Source organism: Rhizobium sp. CAU 1783 (genome assembly GCF_054551725.1).
In genome coordinates, this window is record NZ_JBTOLM010000001.1 from 881,319 (window position 1) to 898,648 (window position 17,330).

Genomic DNA, 17,330 nt, shown 5'->3' on the forward strand with positions numbered 1-17,330 from the left:
CTTTATATCTTGATTGGGTTCGAAATGACGACAAACATGAAATTCGGCGTCGATGCCCTCGTTGAGCTGCTGAAGGCCGCGGGCGAGCCGACGCGTCTTCGCCTGCTTGCCCTTCTCTCGGCCGGAGATCTGACGGTCACCGACCTGACCGACATCCTCGGCCAGTCGCAGCCGCGCATCTCGCGCCATCTGAAGCTGCTCACCGAAGCGGGAATGGTCGACCGCTACCAGGAAGGCGCCTGGGCCTATTTCCGTCTGAAGCAGGAAGGCGACGCGGCAGGGCTTGCCCGCACGCTTCTGTCGGCCACCTGCGACAACGATGCGGTGCTGCTGCGCGACGGCGAGCGCCTTGCCGCCGTCAAGCGCGCCCGTGCCGAGCGCGCCCAGGAATACTTCAAGCGCAACGCCTCCGGCTGGGACGAACTCCGGCGCCTCCATGTCGATGACGCGGCGGTCGAGGCCAAGCTCATCGAGCTGATCGGGCCGGAACAGGTCGAGACGCTTCTCGATCTCGGCACCGGCACGGGCCGCATCCTGCAACTGCTGCAGAACAGCTATCGCCGCGCAACCGGCATCGATGCGAGCCGCGACATGCTCTCCGTCGCCCGCGCCAACCTCGACAAGGCCGGCGTGCTGAAGGCATCCGTCCGCCATGGCGACATCCTGAACCTGCCGCTCGACGGCAATGAATATGACATTGTCATCATCCATCAGGTGCTGCACTTCCTCGTTCATCCGGAACTGGCACTGGCCGAAGCGGCTCGCATGCTGAAGCCCGGCGGGCGTCTGGCGATCGTCGATCTTGCTCCGCATTCGCTCGAGTTCCTCCGGGACGAGCACGCCCACCTTCGCCTCGGCTTCTCGCACCAGACGATGGAGGAGTGGCTGGCGAAACATGGCCTGACGGTCGAGCGGACCGTCGACCTTCCGCCCGGCGGCTCGGCGAGCCGGGGGCTGACTGTGACCATCTGGCTGGCGCGCCTTCAATCCGCGCCCGCCGCTTCGGAAGACCGCGCTCCGGCGCTCGTGACTGGGAGCATCTGAATGGCCGTCGACAATCGGAAAGAAGCGCGTGGCGAACGACTGCGCTACTCCTTTGAGTTCTTCCCGCCGAAGTCCGAGGACATGTCGGACCAGCTCTGGAAGACCGTCGAAGACCTGCAGCCCTGGAGCCCGGATTTTGTCTCGGTGACCTATGGGGCCGGTGGCACGACGCGCGAACCGACCCTTTCGACGGTTCGGCGGCTGATCGCCGAGACACCGTTGCGCACGGCCGCGCACCTGACCTGCGTCGGCGCGACGAAAGAGGAGGTGCACCGGGTGGTCGAGGAGTTCCGGGCCGTCGGCGTCCGGCATTTCGTCGCCCTACGGGGCGATCCGCAAGGGGGGATCGGCAATCGCTATGAGCCCCATCCCGGCGGTTATGCCAATGCGGCGGAACTGGTTGCAGGGCTGCGCGAACTGGGCGATTTCGAGATCTCGGTATCCGCTTACCCCGAGAAGCATCCGGAAAGCCCGGACGATGCCGCCGACATCGACATGCTGAAGCGCAAGGTGGACAACGGCGCCTGCCGGGCTCTCACCCAGTTCTTCTTCGACAACGACGTCTACGAGCGCTACCTGGAGCGGGTGCGGGCGGCCGGGATCTCCATTCCGATCGTTCCGGGCATCATGCCGATCCAGAACCTCACGCAGCTCAAGCGCTTTGCCTCGATGTGCGGGGCGAGCATTCCGTCCTTCCTCGACGAGCGCTTTGCCGGTCTCGATTACCAGCCGCGGGCGCGTGCCGCGGTGGCGGCGGAGGTGGCGGCCGAACAGATCGAGGATCTTGTCCGTCGCGGCATCTCGGACTTCCACATCTATTCGATGAACCGTTCGGCACTGACGATCGCTACGCTTGCCAATCTCGGCCTCCAGCCGAACGCGATCAGTTCGAAGGGGGCTGCTGCCTGAGGCAGAGCTTCGGCCCGGACAACGAAAAAGGCGCATGTCCGGACCGGATCATGCGCCTCTTTCATTGAAACTGGAAAGCTCAACTGGCTTGGGCCTGACCACTTACGGTTCCTTATGGCCTCTTGTTCAACTCATCTTGTTCAGATGAACAGCATCGTTGCAATAAACACAAACGCCGCACCGACGATCAGGACATTGAGAGAGTTCGTAAGTCCCATGTCTGCCTCCTTGTGTTGACCGTTAGATAATATGTCGGTTTTGTGTCGCAAGGAAAGCGATTAATGTGCTGCAATGCAGCGCCGGGCAGTGGATAAGTTGTCGCACCGCTATGCGAATGTAGAAAAATCAACCGCTTGCCGAATATCAGCGGATATTAATGTTGATTAACAAAAGTGAGTTGCAGGGGGCGTTCGCCGTTGCTCCCTGCAGCGGTTTGGGTCATGTCCGGTGCATCAAGAGACGGCCTTTTGCCGGGTGAAAAGCCGTCCGTCGAGGATCACGAGACCGGTTCCGATCAGCGCCATTCCGGCGATGTCCGTGAGCTGCAGGGTCTCGCCGAGGAAGAGCACGCCGAGCAGGATCGCGCTCGGCGGCACGAGCAGCGTGACGAGTGACGTGTTGGTCGCGCCGGCAAGCGCCATGATGCGGAAGAACAGAATATAGGCGAAGGCGGTGGAGATCAGCGCCAGGCCCAGAATGGCCGCGACCGCGGTCAGGGGCGGGAAGGGAACCTGCCAGGCTTGATCGAAGAACAGGGCCGCCGGCAGCATGATGAGCGACGAGGCGGTCAGCTGGCCGGTGGCCGTAACCGGTGAGGGCAGGTCGCGGAAGCGCTTGCCGTAGGTGGCGGCGAAGCCGTAGGAGATCGCCGCCAGAATCGGCAGTGTCATCGCCCACAACGGTGCGTTGCCCGACTGCAGCGCGCTCGGACCGATCATGACCGCCGTGCCGGCGAGGCCGGCAAGCGTTCCGGCCAGCTTGGCGGGAGAGAGTTTCTCGTCCGCCGTCAGGCGGTTGGCGATCAGCACCGTCCAGATCGGCGTGGTCGCATTGAGGATCGAGGCGAGGCCTGCGCCGATCTCGGTCTGCCCGAGAAAGATCAACGTATGCGGGATGGCGTTGTTGATCAGTCCAAGCACCAGGAAGGCCGGCCAGCGGGCTTTGAGGGCCGGATAAAGACCGAGATTGCCACGCAGGTAGAGATGAAGCGCGAGGGCCGCGATCGACAGCCTGAGGAAGGCGAGCGTGACGGGCGGCACATGGGGAACGGCAATGCGGCCGAAGAAGAAGGAGCCGCCCCAGATCAGGCCTAGCAGGGCCAGGAGCGACCAGGTCTTCATGGTCAGGCGGGGTGAAATGGCTGTCGACATAGGCAGACTCCGTGGTTGGTCGGCCCGAGGCTTAAGTTCTCACCGTCTCCCTCGCCACCCGAAACTTGCCGTCCGATGTTTCGGGCACCGGGATGGAGAAAGGCGGCACGCGGGTGCCGCCTTCCCGGGCCTAATCAGAACGCGGCGACGAAGGCCGGGGTCGGCCAGCCGTCGGCCGGCATGCCGAGACGCTGCTGTTCCTTCTGGATGGCCATGCGGGTTCCGCCGCCGAGAATGCCGTCGATCTTGCCGACGTCGTAGCCCTTGGACTGGAGCTTGGTCTGCAGCGCCTTCATCTCGACGTCGCTGATGCCCGGTTCCGGATTGCCCTTCAGGTAGGGCTCGGCGCCCGACAGGCGGGTGGCGAAATAGGCGGCCGACGTCGTGTAGATGAAGGACTGGTTCCATTCGAGATAGATGTTGAAGTTCGGGTAGGCCATGAAGGCAGGGCCCTTGCGGCCCTGCGGCAGCAGCAGTTCGCCCTCGAGACCGGCATTCGCGGTATTCCCGTCGCGCGGTTTGACGCCGAGCGCGAACCAGTCGCCGGCCTTCATGCCGCTGTCGAAGCCGGTCTTTTCCCAGGGCAGGTTGTCGGGAACGGTGACTTCCTGGATCCACGGTTCGCCCTTGCGGAAACCGAGATGGGCAATGAACTTGGCGGCGGTCAGGATGGCGTCGGGCGAGCTCTTCTTGACGTTGACATGACCGTCGCCGTCACCGTCGACGCCGAAGGCGACGATATCCTTCGGCAGCATCTGTACCTGACCGATCTCGCCGGCCCAGGCGCCGGTGTTGGTCGCCGGATCGAGGTCGCCGTGCTGGACCATGGTGATCAGGTTCAGGAGCTGCGGCCGGAAGAGCTCCGGACGGCGGCAGTCATGGGCCAGCGTGACGAGCGCATTGCGCGTGTTGAAGTCGCCCTGAACTGCGCCGAAATCGGTCTCCATCGCCCAGAAGGCGGTGATGACACCGGCCGGCACGCCGAATTCCTGTTCGGCACGGGCAAAGACGTCGGCAAGCTGCTTCATCTTCTGGCGGCCGATGTCGAGGCGGGCCTGGCTCACGGTGCGCTGGGAGAACTCGAGGAAGGTCTGCTTGAAGACGCCCTGCGAACGGTCGCGGGAGAGAACCTTCTGGTCGATCTGGGCGCCGGCCAGCGCCGCATCGGCGGCATCGGCCGGAGCCCCGGCAGCAACCGCCTCGGCCTTCACGCCCTCGAGAAAGGCATTGAAATCGCCGCCGCATTCGGCCGCGGAGGCGAGTGAGGTGGCAGACAGCAGGCAGGTGAAGGCTATGGCGAGGCGCGAGACGGATTTCATTTGATCTTCCTTGCGGTTCTGGTGCTGCATCCGGGCGTCTCAGGCATAGGCGCCGGATGCGTCGGCATCGTGAAAGGCTTGACGAAAACCGTCCCCGGCGGGCGACGCCGGGGACGATACGTGAGAGGAGTGATATCGGCCGTCTTTTTGGCCAAAGCGAGATCGGATCGTGAAATTTGTCGCCGGTGTCCGCAAGATGCGGAGCATGCCGCGTCGGACGCTGGCGTCACTTCCTGGAGACCGCGGCCACCCAGTTCTTCCAGTTCTTTTCCGTGCCGGCGAAGACGTTGATGTCGGTTTCGCCCTTGATGCCCGGAATGACGCCGGTCGAGGTGTATTGCCAGAAGGCCCAGCGGCGATCCGGGTAGATCTCGCCCGGATGCTGGGCCACGGCGCGGACCCAGAAGTGATAGTCCTGGAAGGCGCCGGCAAGGTTGTCGCGGTGGAAATCGACGGAGGTGTAGATGATCGGTCGCTTGCCGTAATAGGCCTCGATGCGGTCCATGAAGCGCTTCATCTCGGCCTGTACCGTCATCGCGCTCGGGCGGTAGGTGCAGGTCTTCGACGTGTGGTTCCATTCGACGTCGAGCACCGGCGGAAGATGCATCGAAGCCTTGGGCACGTTGCGGATGAACCAGTCGGCCTGTTCGTCGGCGGTCGAGCACAAATAGTAGAAGTGATAGGGTGCGTGCGGGATGCCGGCTGCGGCCGCGCGGCGCCAGTATTCATCGAAGCGCGGGTCGACGATGTCCTTGCCCTCGGTCGCCTTGATGAAGGCGAAGGAGACGCCCGATTTCCGCACCTTGTACCAGTCGACGTCACCGTTCCACTTGGACACGTCGATCCCGTGGACCTTGTGGCGATTCGGGTTGTTGGCGCCGAAATCCTGCGGATCTGTATCCTGGAAGCGCGGCTGCGAAATGGAGGCGGTCTCCATCAGGTCATAGCTGGCCGAGGTGCAGCCGCTGAAGGACAGCGTTATCGGCAGGAGCGCAAGGAAAAGCCACCGCATGGGTAATCCATCAGATCGAAGTCGACACTATGCCCCTGTGACGGTGCGCAACACGCAAGTACAAAAGAGGCGCAAACCTCCTTTTGCCTCCATCATCCTTAAATATCGGTTATTTTCAACTGTGCCGGTGGGGTTCAGGTGCGAATTATCGCATGCCAGGCATAGCCGCGCCCGATCGGCTCGAATTCTAGGCGTGCATTGACGGCATCCGCCTGAGCCTCAAGGGCTTCGCGAAGCGTCGCGCGCGGCGTGACGTGGAAGCGGGCGAGCCAGGATTGCAGCAGGCGCCGGAACCAACCGGGGAGCTCTTCCTGCTGCCCGAAATCCACCACATGGAGCGAACCGCCGGGCTTCAGCGCCCCCACCGCGGCCTCGATCGCTTTTTCCCATTCCGGGATCATCGACAGGGCGTAGGAGATCATGATCCGGTCGAAGCCTTGTACACCGAAGGCATCCGCCGTGAAGGCGGTGGCATCGGCGACCGCAAGCTCAGGCTTGACCGGCTTGCCGCGAAAATTCTCGCGCGCCGAGATCAGCATTTCGGCGGAAATGTCGAGGCCGCAGAGGCAGGCGGTCGGGTAGATGCGATGCGCGAGCAGCAGGTTGCGGCCGGTGCCGCAGCCGACTTCCAGGAGCGTGCCGTCACGCGGCACGTCGAGCCGGCCGATCATGCGGTCGCGCCCGAACAGGTAGTATTTGCGGGTCAGGTCGTAAATGTGCCGCTGGTAGCGGTACATGCTGTCCATGCGCTCCGCATGTTCGGCGTCGATCGCCTGTCGGCTCACCTGTCCGCTCGCTTCGGCATCCATCAGGCCGTCTTCTCGTAGATGTGGAAGCCGCCATAGATGGCCGAGCGGTCGAGCTTGTTCAGTTCGGCCGAGCGCTCGGCGTGATAGGTCCACTGGCTTTCAAGCGTCTCGGGCAGGCGACCGTCGATTACGCTCTTCTCGGCTGCGGTGCGGAAGATCACGCGGGCACCGGGCGTGGCGGTGCGGGTGATCTCACTCCACAGTTCGTTGAGCTGGCCGTCGTTCATCCAGTCCTGCGCATCGAGCAGAACGAAGCGGTCGACGCTGAGCGCCGGCTTGCCGGCAAGGAGCTCGGTGAAGTTTGCGTGGTGGACCGTGACGCGCTCGGCATTGGCGCGGATCGCCGCGTAGTTCTCGGCCTTGAGATAGGTCGGCAGCGTTCCTTCATGGGCCTCGGGGTAACGGCGCGCAAAGGCCTGCCAGGCGAAGTAGTTGTCCTTCAGCGGGAAATGGCAGGCGAGCTTTTCCAGCCGGTGGCGCAGCACCGGGGCAATCGTGCCGCCTTCGGAGAGGCTGGCCAGTTCGTCATACTGCTGCGGCGGAATGCCGAGGCCGAAGAGCGAGCTCTTGCGGCTGGTCATCCAGCGGATCAGCGGCTTTTCGAACAGCGGGGCGATGCGGTCGTCGAAGAACTGGCGCTGCTCGCGGAGCGTCCGGGCTTGAGTAATCTCGTCGAGGCGCACGCCATGAAGACGGGCAATTGCGTGGCCGGCGCCGATGAAACGGCCGAGCAGGCCGGTACGGCAGAAGTTCCGGTTGAAGGCGGCGATGCGGCGCTTGCCGGTGAGGCCGCGGCGGGTCCAGTAGTCGCGCGTCTGCGCATCGAGATAGGGCGCAATGTAGCGGTCGAAGTTGCGGCTGTTCGTCCGGCTGTTGTCGGCGGCAAAATGACGGACGACGGTCGCGTGATCCGGCAGGTGGCGGAAGGCAGCGAGCTTCAGCCGGTTCAGCGCCACGTGGTTCGGATTGAGGTCGACGACGTCGATGCGCGAGGGGTGGCGGGACAGGTAGGCCAGCGCGTTGCAGCCGCCGGAACCGATCGTGACGATCGAATGGCCTTCGGCGAGTTCCATCGCCTGCATGTCGACTTCCGGGTCTTCCCAGATCTGGGCATAGACGAGGCCGGAGAAGAGAAGTTCGAACAGGCGCTCGGAGAGACCGTCCCGGGTCAACGGCTTGTGCTGGAGCAGCGCGTCCTTGAGTTTGCGGTTCCTGCGAAAGCCGGCATCGGGTGCAAGGTCGGTCATCTTTATCCGTCATCCGTTGAGCGTTTCCGGGATTTAGACGGGCACTGCTACAGTTTGATGACGCGGCCTGTGCGCTTGCGATAACCGATCGTTAATCGGTTTCGCCCTAATTCTCTTAGAAGTTTACGGGGACGATTAACATGATGTTAAGTACGTTGCTGTCGGGCTCCATCGGGCGATATGTTTTCGCCGGCTCGGCTTTCGGTGCGCTGGCGCCGATGACATACATTCTATCCGCTGCCCGCTCTCCCGAGCCGGCGTCGATCTTCACCGACCTCCTGTTCGATCCCCTCGGCCTGGCGATGCTGGCGCTGCCGCTGACCGCGGGCCTGTTTGCCATCCGGATAGAGCGCCATCGCGCCCATCTGCAGCAACAGATCCGTGAACTGGAGGAGGGACGTCTGGCGCTGCAGATGGCCGCGCGGCGCGACGGAGTGACCGGGCTCGGCAACCGAGTTGCCTTGGAGGACGATTTCTCGGGTTCTGCCCGGTGCGCGCTGCTCGTCCTCGATCTCGACCGCTTCAAGTTCGTCAACGACACCATGGGTCAGGCGGCCGGAGACGAGCTGCTCAAGAGCCTTGCCGAACGCGTCGCGACGACGGCAGGGGTGCGCGGAAAGCTCTACAGGCTCGGCGGTGACGAATTCGTGCTGCTGGTCGGCGCCGGTGAGGATCATGCCGGTGTCGCCGCGCTCTGCCGCGATCTCGAGGCCGCGACCGCTGCGCCCTACGAACTCGGCAGGGGCCGGGTGGTGAGCGGTGTGAGCATCGGGGTTACTCTGGTCGCGCCGGAGGACCGGGTCCTTTCCGACGTTCTGCTGCGCGCCCGGCTTGCGCTTTATCGGGCCAAGGAAGTTTTCGGGGCAAGCCATTGCTTCTACGACGAGAGTTTGGCCGAGGCCGCGCTGCTCCAAAGCGAGATCGAACGGGATCTGGCGCGCGCGCTGAAAGACGACGAGTTCTACCTCGAATACCAGCCGATCATCGGGGTCGAAAGCGGCCGGCTTCGCTCCTTCGAAGCGCTGCTGCGCTGGCGCCATCCCGTGCGTGGCACGATCTCGCCCGAGGTCTTCATCCCGATTGCGGAGAAGACCGGGATGATCCACGCGATCGGCGAATGGGTGGTCGAACATGCTTGCCGGGAAGCGGCGCGCTGGCCGTCGCCGACGGGCGTCGGTGTCAACGTTTCGGGCGACCAGTTCAAGGATCGCCGTTTCGTCGACCATGTGAAATCCTGCCTTGCACGCACGGGGCTGGCGCCCGGCCGGCTGACGATCGAGGTGACGGAGGCGGTGTTCTCCGTCGACATCAATCTCGTCTGCCGCAGCCTCGAGGAGCTGCGGGCCTTCGGGGTCCGCGTCGCGCTCGACGATTTCGGCACGGGTTTCTCGTCGATCAACAATCTCAGGCTCTTTCCGCTGGACCAGCTCAAGATCGACCGGTCGTTCGCGCGGGAGATGCTGGAAAGCAACCGCGACGCTCGCCTGATCGACCTGATCCACCGGCTTTCGGAAACCTTCCAGATCGACACGACCATCGAGGGTATCGAGACGGAGAGCCAGCTCGACTTCGTCCGCAAGCTCGGCATATCGGAGGCGCAGGGCTTTCTGATTTCACGGCCTGTCAGTCCGGCGAAGGTCAGAGAGATGCAGCGTCCGGGCAATCTGCGTTTCGCTGTCGCCGGCTGAGAAATCCGTGTGCAAGCTCTGACTTGACCCGTTTATGGGCTTCCGGGCGGTCGAAAATCCTGATTGCATGGGCGGGCAGGACAACCGGGGGAGGCTTGGATGCGGCTGTTCGTCAAACTGGTTCGCGGGTTCGTGATGCTGCTGGTGATGGTCGTCGCCGGCTTGTTTCTGTGGCTGACCGCGGCTCCTCCGGAACTGCTGCGGGTCGGCACGGGTTATGCCGCCAAGATCGTCTGCTCCAACGTCTTCATCGCCGGGCGCGATGCGGAGGCGGTGTTGGCGCAGGACGTCCAGGCGCCTGGCCACCCGCTGCTCAAGCTGGTGACTGTGGACGTCGATCCGGAGCGCAGGCTCGTTACGGCCCGCATGCTCGGCGCTTTTGCCGCAGGAACCGCGGTCTACCGCAACGGCCTCGGTTGCGCGAGCGTTCCGGACGGCGACGTGGAAAAGGCACTCACCATCGCGGAGCCGGCTGCGGCCGCAACGCTGCCGGCCAATGCTACCCGTACCTGGCCGGAAGGCGAGGGGGTTGATGTCGGCGATCGCCGGCTTCACGCCGTGCTTTCCGATCCGGCGCTCGGAGGCCCCGGGATGCGCGCGATTGTGGTCGTCAAGGACGGCCGGATCGTCGGCGAGGCCTATGGCGACGGCTTCGACATTTCGACCCCGCTGCTTGGTTGGTCGATGGCGAAGACGGTCAACGCGGCTGTGATCGGCCGCCTCGTGCAGGAGGGCCGCATCGGTCTCGATGACCAGGCGCTTTTCGAGGGCTGGACCGATCCGGCGCACAAGGCGATCAGGCTTCGTGATCTGATGGCGATGGAAAGCGGGCTCGCGTTCAACGAGGACTATGGCGACGTCGCCGACGTCACGCGCATGCTTTACCTCGAACCTGACATGGCAGCCTTCGCCGCTGCCCAGCCTGTCATCCACGAGATCGGACAACAGTTCTCCTATTCTTCCGGATCAAGCGTGCTTCTCGCCCGTATCTGGATGGACCGGCTCGGCGACCGCGCGACGGCGCTCGGCTATCCGCGGGCCGCTCTGTTCGGACCGCTCGGCATGTCGAGCGCTGTCCTGGAAGCCGACGCGGCCGGGACCTTCGTCGGCAGTTCCTATCTCTACGCGACGGCGCGGGACTGGGCGCGCTTCGGTCTTCTGCTGGCCGATGACGGGATATGGAACGGCACGCGCCTTCTGCCGGAGGACTTCGTCGCGGCGATGCGCCGACCTACCGCCGCCTCGGGCGGTCTCTATACGGAGATCCAGGCCTGGAATGTCGGACCGGGAGACGAGGCGGACGAGAGCTTTCGCCTGAAGCCCGAGACCTTCTGGCTGCAGGGGCATGACGGCCAGGTTATCGCCATCGTTCCTTCGGAACGGCTCGTCGTCGTCCGGCTCGGCCTTACGCCGTCAAAGCTGAACTATCGCCCGCAAAGGCTGGTGAAGGCGGTTTCGGAAGCCCTGCAGAACTGACTCTGCGTGCTCAGGGCTGCAGGACGTGCAGCATGCCCTTGCGCTTGGCGTCGTAGTAGTAGCCGCGCGCATAGAGGTTGACAGCTTGGTCATGGCTGTTGTCGGCGACAAGCCATGCGCCCTTCAGGTACTTGATCGCGTATTTCAGGTTGGTTTCCGCGTCGAAGAGACCGGAGGCCGGGCCTTCGTAGCCCATCGACTTTGCGGTCGAATACTTGATCTGCATGAGGCCGTAGTGGCCGTTGTTGTAAGCGGTCGGCTTATAGGTGCTCTCGCGCTTGACGACGCGGTGGATCAGCGCCTCGGGCATCTGGTAGATCGCCGCATATTTCTTGATCAGCGCATTGATGACGGTGGGGCCCGTCGTTTCCGGCTTGTCCGCCTCGAGTTCGAGCGTCTGCACGGCAGCAGGCGCCGACACGTCAAACTGGTTGTCGAGGGCCGCAAGAGAGGTCGTCGCCGAAGGAGCGGCATAGGCAAGGGCGGCACCCGCAGGCTTGGCGGTCGGCACGATGGTCTGGGCGACCGTCACTTCCGGCGGCAGGATCGCCGGATCGGCGGTGTCGGTCGACATCGGCAGCGAGGTCACGGCATCGGGAGAGGCGGGCATCGCTGCAGTCTGCATCGCCACCTTTTCCTCGCCGGCAGCCATGGCCATGGCGGTCGGAGTGGCCGCGGCCGAGCCGAGAGCCACGATCTTGAAGGTCGGGATCGGAGCCGGGGTCGCGGTGCCCGGTACTATCGGGGCCGGTTCCGCCGGGGCATTCGGATCCACCGGTGCGGGAAGCGTGGCGTTCGCGGCAGCGGCGGCCGCTTGCTGTTGCTGCTGCATCTGGGCTGCGGGCGTGCCTGCGACCGGATTGGCCTTGAGCTCCTGCTTGGCCGCATCTTCCATGCCGCTGGTGCAGGCACTCAGGCCGGCGAGCAGAATGGAGGCGAGGCCCAGCTCAAGTCTCCGGTCTCTTTTGACGATCATGCCGACATCCCAAATAGTATCCCCGTCGGCGGAAGCTGTTGCCTGTCGCCGTTAATGTCCTGTTGTCATAATGGATAGGCTAAATTGCGGCAAGCTTACCTTGGTTCAAGCCGCGATCTTGCGGTAACCGGCCGTTACTGCCCCGGCGGCGATCAATAGCGTGCCACCGCTGCGATTGACGACACGGCGTACGGAACGCTTGCGAATGAAGCGCCGTGCGCGATCGGCGGCGAAAACATAGCAGAGACTGAGGCAGGCCGAGAGCGCCAGGAACGTCCCCTCGAAAATCACGATCTGATCGAGGAATGGCAGCTTGGGCGACATGAATTGCGGCAGGAATGCGACGAAGAAGACGATGCTTTTCGGGTTGAGCGCCGTAACCGCGAAGGCATGCCCCATGATTCGCAGCGGCTTTTCCTCCGGCAGGTTGTCGTTATCGGCCAATGGTCCGTCGCCGACCGGTGCACGCCAGAGACGGATGCCGAGGAAAACCAGATAGGCGGCGCCGACCATCTTGAGAATGGTGAAAGCGCCGGCCGATGTCGCGAGTAGTGCACCGAGGCCGAGGATCGAGGCGGTCATCGCGACGACGTCGCCGAGGACCACGCCGCTGACCGTCGCGAGCGCGGTGCGGCGGCCATGACCGAGAGCATAGGACACGACCAGCAGAACGGTTGGGCCCGGTATTGCCAGAAGGACAGCCGAGGCGGCGGCGAAAGCCAGCCAGTGTTCGAATGACATGAGTCTCACTCCTCCATTCGACGAGCAAGCCAGCTTTCGCCCGATCCGTCAATGAGCCGGATGGAATTTCTGGCCCAGGTGATCCATCACGTCCTTGAACCACGGCGTGTTGAGGTCGAAGGCCTTGCCGCCCTTGATGCGGGGGAATTCGATGGTCCGGAGCTTGCCGCCCTGGTCCTCGTCATGGCCGGTCACGCCCGACACCTTGTTGAGGGCGCTGTCGACGGCGAGGTCCACCATGCTCTGGATCAGGCGCAGGTCCTCGTAGTTGGCCGGGGCAGAGCGGGCATAGTAGCCGGACTTCTGGACCATCGAGCGCTCGGCATCGAGCAGCTTGGCGAAATGCTTCTGGAACCAGTTGCCGACATTGATGGTGTCGATCTTCACGTGGCCGAAGGCGTCGCGCTTGATTTCCTCGCCGGCGGCTTCGCGATCCGCGACGATCTCGTCGAGGCAGGCGCCTTCCGAAACGAACAGCGTGACGAAGCCGGTGCGGTCCATGGTCTCGCGCAGGCGCGCGGCTTCCTCTTCCATGTTGAAGTGGGTCTCGGGCAGATAGAGGCCGTCGATGTTCTTCAGCTCGGTGTTCATCATCATACCCTCGATATACTCGTTGTTGCGGGTACTATTGATGTAGGCGTGCGCGGTGGCGGCGGTCAGCCAGCCGCAGTGACGGCCCATCACCTCATGTATGACGAGGCTGCGGGGTGCCGCGCTCTGTTCGTTGGAAACGTGGTCGAAGAAGCGGGCGCCGACTTCGGCCGCCGTCCAGGCGCCGAGCGACTGCCGGATCGGCACGACGTCGTTGTCGACCGTCTTGGGCAGGCCGACCACGGTCAGGTCGTAGCCGTTGGCGCCGAGATAGGCCGCGAGATCGGCTGCCGTCGTGTTGGTGTCGTCGCCGCCGATGGTGTGGAGGATGGTGACGCCGTCCGCAGCCAGGCGCTCGGCTGCGACCCTGAGCGGGGTCTCGCCTTCCTTCACCAGGCCCCGCTTGACGCAGTCGGCGACATTGGTCAGCTTGACGCGGCTGTTGCCGATCGGCGAGCCACCATAGCGATGCAGGACATGGGCCTTCTCGCGCATCTCCTTGGTGATTTCGATCTTGTAGTCCATGAGAAGGCCGCGATAGCCGGACTTGTAGGCGATGATCTCGACCTCGGGCGCGATGTCGGTGTAGCGCTCGATCAATCCGCCGACGGCGGAGGAGAGGCAGGGCGCGAGCCCGCCGGCGGTCAGCATTGCAACTTTTTGTTTGGCCATCGATCCTCCTTCGGCGACCGCTCGGGGTGCCGTTGACTTGACGTTTTCCGCGCGAATGGATGCGACAGTCGAAGGGGCCTGTAAAGCGAAAAGTTCAGGAAATACGGGCCTTTCGGCCCAGCCAGACGACGAATGCGACGGCAATCGCGAATATAATCGTTTCAATGCCGATGTGCTCGCCGAGCAGGATTGTGGAAAACAGCAGGGTGACGAAAGTCTGCATCAGCTGGACCTGGGCGACACGCGAAATCCCGCCGATGGCGAGGCCCGCATTCCAGAAGATGAAGCCGCCGAACATCGACAGAAGGCCATGATAGAGGAGCGCTCCGATCGCGGCCGGACCGGGTGCGTCGACGCCGGTCGAGAAGGTGACGACCGCCCCGACGAGCGACAGCGGCAGCATGACGACCAGCGCCCAGGAAATGACTTCCCAGCCCGAAAGCCGCCGGGCGAGCCGGGCCGATAGCACGTAGCCGAGCGAGGCCGAAACGGCGGAGGCCAGCAGCCACAGGTCGCCGACCTCGAGGTGAAAGCCGCTCTGGCGGGCCGAGAAGGCGACCACGAGTGCGGCGCCGGCGATCCCGCAGAGCCAGAACAGCGGGCTCGGCCGCTCGCCGTCGACGATGACGGCGAAGATCGAGGTCAGGAGTGGCAGGAGGCCGAGCACGACGCCGCCATGGGCGGCCGGCAGGCTCTGCATGGCGATCGACGAAAAGATCGGGAAGCCGAAAACGAGGCACATTCCGGCGAGGAAGAGCGTCGGAAAGGCGCCTCTCGGCCAGCGCTTGCCGAGCGAATAGAGAACGATCGCGGCGGCGGTCGAGGCGATCACGGCGCGGCCGAAGGTAATGAAGAGCGGCGAGAAGCCGTGCAACGCGATCCGCGTCATCGGCAGGGTCAACCCGAAGATGGTGACGCCGATCGCGCCGAGGACGAGGCCGAGCGCAGGCGAGGGGATTGCCGATTTCATCGATGCTCCGCTTCAAAAGGACGCGGGCGTGGTCGCATGACGGTTGCGAATAGTCCAATCAATCCCTGAGATGCAGGCCTGCCGTTCAGCTTTTCACAATCGAAAATGAATAAAGTTTAATGTGCCGCAGTCCCTGCTTCTCTTGCTTTTCCCGGCGTTTTTTGGTCAATCTCGCTCATGATCTTCGATTTCGCCTGCGAACAAATAGCATCGTTGTGGGACCGGCTGCTGGGCGCCATCGGCGATGCGGCGGGCAGCGTGCTGTCGGGCATGGTCGAGGCGGTGCGAACCGTCTTCGAAGGCGATCCCGAGACGCGTCGGCGCGTTTCCTTCTCCGTCGCCATCATTGCGCTGTCGGCGAAGATGGCCAAGGCCGATGGCACCGTCACGACGGCAGAGGTCGACGCCTTCCGCAGCATTTTCGATTTTCCCGAGGAAGAGGCGAAGAACGTTGCGCGGCTCTACAATCTGGCGCGCCAGGACGTCGCCGGCTACGAGGCCTATGCCGAGAAGCTCGCCAACATGTGCCGGACCTGCGACAACTTCTGCCCGGTCCTCGAGGACATCGTCGATGCGCTGTTTCACATCGCGACCGCCGACGGCCTGATCCACGAGAAGGAAATGGCCTTCCTGTCGCGCATCGCCGAGATCTTCGGCATGAGCGAGGAGCGGTTCGAGATGATCGTCGAGCGGCATGTCCAGCTCGATGGCGACCCTTACGGCGTGCTCGGGGTCAAGCGTTCTGACGACTTCGCGACGATCCGCAAGCGGTATCGCGCGCTCGCGGCCGAGCATCATCCGGACCGGCTGCATGCCCGTGGCGTGCCGACGGAGTTCCATGCCGTGGCCCATCACCGCATGGCCAAACTGAATGCCGCCTATTCGGCGATCGAGAAAGAACGCCGCGCCGCATGACTTGCTTTCCCGCCGATTTTCCCGGCGCCATCGTGATGCCTTCCCCCAATCACGGCGAACGTGCGGGCGGCATTCGTCCGGACATGATCATCCTGCATTATACCGGCATGCCCGAGCATGACGGTGCGCTGTCGTGGCTGTGCAATCCCGACAGCCAGGTATCGAGCCATTACTTCGTTCACGAGGACGGGCGCGTGGTGCAGATGGTGCCGGAGACGCGCCGGGCCTGGCATGCGGGCCGGAGCTTCTGGGCCGGCGACACCGACGTCAATTCGCGATCGATCGGCATCGAGATCGCCAATGCCGGGCATCCGGCGGGCTTGCCCGACTTTCCGGACGCGCAGATCGCCGCGGTCATCGAATTGTGTCTCGATTGCGGCCGCAGGCTGGAAATCGCCCCCGAACGGGTCCTTGCGCACTCCGACGTGGCGCCGGTTCGCAAGGTCGATCCGGGTGAAAATTTCCCCTGGGGACGGCTTCATGCCGCGGGCGTCGGGCACTGGGTCGATCCGGTGCCGGTCTCGGGCGGGCGTTTTTTCCAGAAGGGCGATCACGGCCAGCCGGTCGAGGCTCTGCAGTCGATGTTGTCGCTCTACGGCTACGATGTTGAAATTTCCGGCGAATATTCCGACAAGACGGAAGGCGCGGTCGCCGCTTTCCAGCGCCATTTCCGGCCCGAACGGGTCGACGGGATCGCGGACATGTCGACGATCGAGACCCTGCACAGACTGCTGTCTTCGCTGCCGCGCTACGGCTGAAATGTCGTCGCCAGGCGCTGCGCTTTTGACGCCGCCTTGAACGCGCGAACGGCCAATTTGTTGCACCGCCACACGAATTCCCCATTTCGTCGTTCTAAAGGACGGGCTGAACGGCGACGCGGGCTCCCCACTTTTGCGGAACGCGATCGCGAATATCAACGATGAGGGCCTGTGCGGCGCCTTGCCCTAGCGGCAAGGCGAACGAGGAAGATTTCCGTCCGACAGGAAGGACGACTGCCAGCCCCTCTGGTTCGGAGACTTACCTTTCACATGATGAGAAGAACTGTTGCTGCTGCGGCATGCCTCGCTATGCTTTTGTCCACGTCGGTCTCGGCTTTTGCCGGCGACGGCGAATCCAGCTTCAAGGTGCCCCTGAAGACCGTGAAGCGCGATGCGGGTTTCCCGGCTCCGTCCTTCTCCAAGAGCCCCTATTCGGGCCTGATCTCCAAATACGCGAGTACCTACGGTGTTCCGGTCGCGCTTGCCCATGCGGTGGTGCGCGTTGAGAGCAACTTCAACCCGAAGGCCCGCGGCAGCGCCGGTGAGATCGGCCTGATGCAGATCAAGCCGGCGACGGCGCGGATGATGGGCTATTCCGGTTCGGCCAAGGGCCTCTACGATCCCGAAACGAACATCCGCTACGGCATGAAGTATCTGGCGGCTGCCCACGAACTCGGCGACGGACAGACCTGCTCGACGATCCTCAAATACAATGCCGGCCATGGTGCCAAGCGCATGAACCCGGTTTCCAAGCGCTATTGCGGCAAGGTCCTGGCGCTGATCGCCTCCTGACGGGTCTCCCGGCGGGGGGGGCGCGACACCGGGCCGCGTGC

At 63.7% G+C, this 17,330-nt stretch carries 16 protein-coding genes; 7 read left to right on the top strand and 9 right to left on the bottom strand.

The genetic code is table 11. From position 1 onward, the window contains the following. Positions 1 to 36 precede the first annotated feature (36 nt). Positions 37 to 1,044: an ArsR/SmtB family transcription factor gene (locus ACX93L_RS03985; protein ID WP_459403632.1), complete on the top strand. Its 1,008-nt coding sequence runs from the start codon at positions 37 to 39 to the stop codon at positions 1,042 to 1,044. After that, positions 1,045 to 1,953 (top strand): methylenetetrahydrofolate reductase [NAD(P)H], encoded by a 909-nt coding sequence (gene metF, locus ACX93L_RS03990; RefSeq protein WP_459403633.1) that lies wholly within the window; start codon positions 1,045 to 1,047, stop codon positions 1,951 to 1,953. It abuts the gene before it with no gap. A 452-nt stretch (positions 1,954 to 2,405) separates the two neighbouring features. On the opposite strand, the gene ACX93L_RS03995 is transcribed toward metF, so the two are convergent. From ACX93L_RS03995 to ACX93L_RS04015, 5 genes are all read right to left on the bottom strand, one after another. Then, on the bottom strand, positions 2,406 to 3,323 hold the full coding sequence (locus ACX93L_RS03995; RefSeq protein WP_459403634.1) for a DMT family transporter: 918 nt from the start codon (positions 3,321 to 3,323) through the stop codon (positions 2,406 to 2,408). A 134-nt stretch (positions 3,324 to 3,457) separates the two neighbouring features. Then, entirely contained in the window at positions 3,458 to 4,642 is a 1,185-nt protein-coding gene (locus ACX93L_RS04000; protein WP_246701677.1) for a lytic murein transglycosylase, read from the bottom strand. 226 nt (positions 4,643 to 4,868) lie between these two features. Then, on the bottom strand, positions 4,869 to 5,654 hold the full coding sequence (locus ACX93L_RS04005) for a glycoside hydrolase family 25 protein (RefSeq protein ID WP_459403635.1): 786 nt from the start codon (positions 5,652 to 5,654) through the stop codon (positions 4,869 to 4,871). Between the two features lie 134 nt (positions 5,655 to 5,788). Continuing rightward, entirely contained in the window at positions 5,789 to 6,463 is a 675-nt protein-coding gene (locus ACX93L_RS04010) for a class I SAM-dependent methyltransferase (protein ID WP_459403636.1), read from the bottom strand. Then, the gene (locus ACX93L_RS04015) at positions 6,463 to 7,710 is read right to left on the bottom strand and encodes a BtaA family protein (protein ID WP_459403637.1); all 1,248 of its coding nucleotides are present in this window, start codon (positions 7,708 to 7,710) and stop codon (positions 6,463 to 6,465) included. The genes ACX93L_RS04010 and ACX93L_RS04015 overlap by 1 nt, the downstream gene beginning before the upstream one ends. 140 nt (positions 7,711 to 7,850) lie before the next feature. On the opposite strand from ACX93L_RS04015, the gene ACX93L_RS04020 reads away from it, so the two are divergent. Both ACX93L_RS04020 and ACX93L_RS04025 read left to right on the top strand, forming a co-directional pair. After that, a complete protein-coding gene (locus ACX93L_RS04020) occupies positions 7,851 to 9,398 on the top strand; it encodes a putative bifunctional diguanylate cyclase/phosphodiesterase (protein WP_459403638.1) in 1,548 nt (515 codons plus the stop codon). 99 nt (positions 9,399 to 9,497) lie between these two features. Continuing rightward, positions 9,498 to 10,874: a serine hydrolase domain-containing protein gene (locus ACX93L_RS04025; protein ID WP_459403639.1), complete on the top strand. Its 1,377-nt coding sequence runs from the start codon at positions 9,498 to 9,500 to the stop codon at positions 10,872 to 10,874. 10 nt (positions 10,875 to 10,884) lie between these two features. Here ACX93L_RS04025 and ACX93L_RS04030 read toward each other — a convergent pair whose 3' ends face one another. The 4 genes from ACX93L_RS04030 to ACX93L_RS04045 form a co-directional block, all read right to left on the bottom strand. Continuing rightward, positions 10,885 to 11,850 (bottom strand): transglycosylase SLT domain-containing protein, encoded by a 966-nt coding sequence (locus tag ACX93L_RS04030; protein ID WP_459403640.1) that lies wholly within the window; start codon positions 11,848 to 11,850, stop codon positions 10,885 to 10,887. Positions 11,851 to 11,955: 105 nt separating this feature from the next. Continuing rightward, positions 11,956 to 12,591 carry a LysE family translocator gene (locus ACX93L_RS04035; protein ID WP_459403641.1) on the bottom strand — a complete coding sequence of 212 codons (636 nt, stop codon included), beginning with the start codon at positions 12,589 to 12,591 and terminating at the stop codon, positions 11,956 to 11,958. A 48-nt stretch (positions 12,592 to 12,639) separates the two neighbouring features. Beyond that, a complete protein-coding gene (locus ACX93L_RS04040; RefSeq protein WP_459403642.1) occupies positions 12,640 to 13,854 on the bottom strand; it encodes a pyrophosphate--fructose-6-phosphate 1-phosphotransferase in 1,215 nt (404 codons plus the stop codon). Between the two features lie 94 nt (positions 13,855 to 13,948). Continuing rightward, positions 13,949 to 14,824: a DMT family transporter gene (locus ACX93L_RS04045; RefSeq protein ID WP_459403643.1), complete on the bottom strand. Its 876-nt coding sequence runs from the start codon at positions 14,822 to 14,824 to the stop codon at positions 13,949 to 13,951. A 177-nt stretch (positions 14,825 to 15,001) separates the two neighbouring features. Here ACX93L_RS04045 and ACX93L_RS04050 point away from each other — a divergent pair, with 177 nt between their 5' ends. The 3 genes from ACX93L_RS04050 to ACX93L_RS04060 all read left to right on the top strand — a co-directional run bounded on the left by ACX93L_RS04050 (position 15,002) and on the right by ACX93L_RS04060 (position 17,289). After that, a complete protein-coding gene (locus tag ACX93L_RS04050; RefSeq protein ID WP_459403644.1) occupies positions 15,002 to 15,739 on the top strand; it encodes a TerB family tellurite resistance protein in 738 nt (245 codons plus the stop codon). Continuing rightward, positions 15,736 to 16,497: an N-acetylmuramoyl-L-alanine amidase gene (locus tag ACX93L_RS04055; RefSeq protein ID WP_459403645.1), complete on the top strand. Its 762-nt coding sequence runs from the start codon at positions 15,736 to 15,738 to the stop codon at positions 16,495 to 16,497. The genes ACX93L_RS04050 and ACX93L_RS04055 overlap by 4 nt, the downstream gene beginning before the upstream one ends. A 270-nt stretch (positions 16,498 to 16,767) precedes the next feature. Beyond that, positions 16,768 to 17,289: a lytic transglycosylase domain-containing protein gene (locus tag ACX93L_RS04060; RefSeq protein WP_459403646.1), complete on the top strand. Its 522-nt coding sequence runs from the start codon at positions 16,768 to 16,770 to the stop codon at positions 17,287 to 17,289. Positions 17,290 to 17,330 lie beyond the last annotated feature (41 nt).

What these genes read in the sequence shown, in the direction of transcription:
- ACX93L_RS03985 (WP_459403632.1), top strand. Translation starts at nt 37, where the DNA reads ATGAAATTCGGCGTCGATGCCCTCGTTGAGCTGCTGAAGGCCGCGGGC.
- metF (WP_459403633.1), top strand. Translation starts at nt 1,045, where the DNA reads ATGGCCGTCGACAATCGGAAAGAAGCGCGTGGCGAACGACTGCGCTAC.
- ACX93L_RS03995 (WP_459403634.1), bottom strand. Translation starts at nt 3,323, where the DNA reads ATGTCGACAGCCATTTCACCCCGCCTGACCATGAAGACCTGGTCGCTC.
- ACX93L_RS04000 (WP_246701677.1), bottom strand. Translation starts at nt 4,642, where the DNA reads ATGAAATCCGTCTCGCGCCTCGCCATAGCCTTCACCTGCCTGCTGTCT.
- ACX93L_RS04005 (WP_459403635.1), bottom strand. Translation starts at nt 5,654, where the DNA reads ATGCGGTGGCTTTTCCTTGCGCTCCTGCCGATAACGCTGTCCTTCAGC.
- ACX93L_RS04010 (WP_459403636.1), bottom strand. Translation starts at nt 6,463, where the DNA reads ATGGATGCCGAAGCGAGCGGACAGGTGAGCCGACAGGCGATCGACGCC.
- ACX93L_RS04015 (WP_459403637.1), bottom strand. Translation starts at nt 7,710, where the DNA reads ATGACCGACCTTGCACCCGATGCCGGCTTTCGCAGGAACCGCAAACTC.
- ACX93L_RS04020 (WP_459403638.1), top strand. Translation starts at nt 7,851, where the DNA reads ATGATGTTAAGTACGTTGCTGTCGGGCTCCATCGGGCGATATGTTTTC.
- ACX93L_RS04025 (WP_459403639.1), top strand. Translation starts at nt 9,498, where the DNA reads ATGCGGCTGTTCGTCAAACTGGTTCGCGGGTTCGTGATGCTGCTGGTG.
- ACX93L_RS04030 (WP_459403640.1), bottom strand. Translation starts at nt 11,850, where the DNA reads ATGATCGTCAAAAGAGACCGGAGACTTGAGCTGGGCCTCGCCTCCATT.
- ACX93L_RS04035 (WP_459403641.1), bottom strand. Translation starts at nt 12,591, where the DNA reads ATGTCATTCGAACACTGGCTGGCTTTCGCCGCCGCCTCGGCTGTCCTT.
- ACX93L_RS04040 (WP_459403642.1), bottom strand. Translation starts at nt 13,854, where the DNA reads ATGGCCAAACAAAAAGTTGCAATGCTGACCGCCGGCGGGCTCGCGCCC.
- ACX93L_RS04045 (WP_459403643.1), bottom strand. Translation starts at nt 14,824, where the DNA reads ATGAAATCGGCAATCCCCTCGCCTGCGCTCGGCCTCGTCCTCGGCGCG.
- ACX93L_RS04050 (WP_459403644.1), top strand. Translation starts at nt 15,002, where the DNA reads ATGATCTTCGATTTCGCCTGCGAACAAATAGCATCGTTGTGGGACCGG.
- ACX93L_RS04055 (WP_459403645.1), top strand. Translation starts at nt 15,736, where the DNA reads ATGACTTGCTTTCCCGCCGATTTTCCCGGCGCCATCGTGATGCCTTCC.
- ACX93L_RS04060 (WP_459403646.1), top strand. Translation starts at nt 16,768, where the DNA reads ATGATGAGAAGAACTGTTGCTGCTGCGGCATGCCTCGCTATGCTTTTG.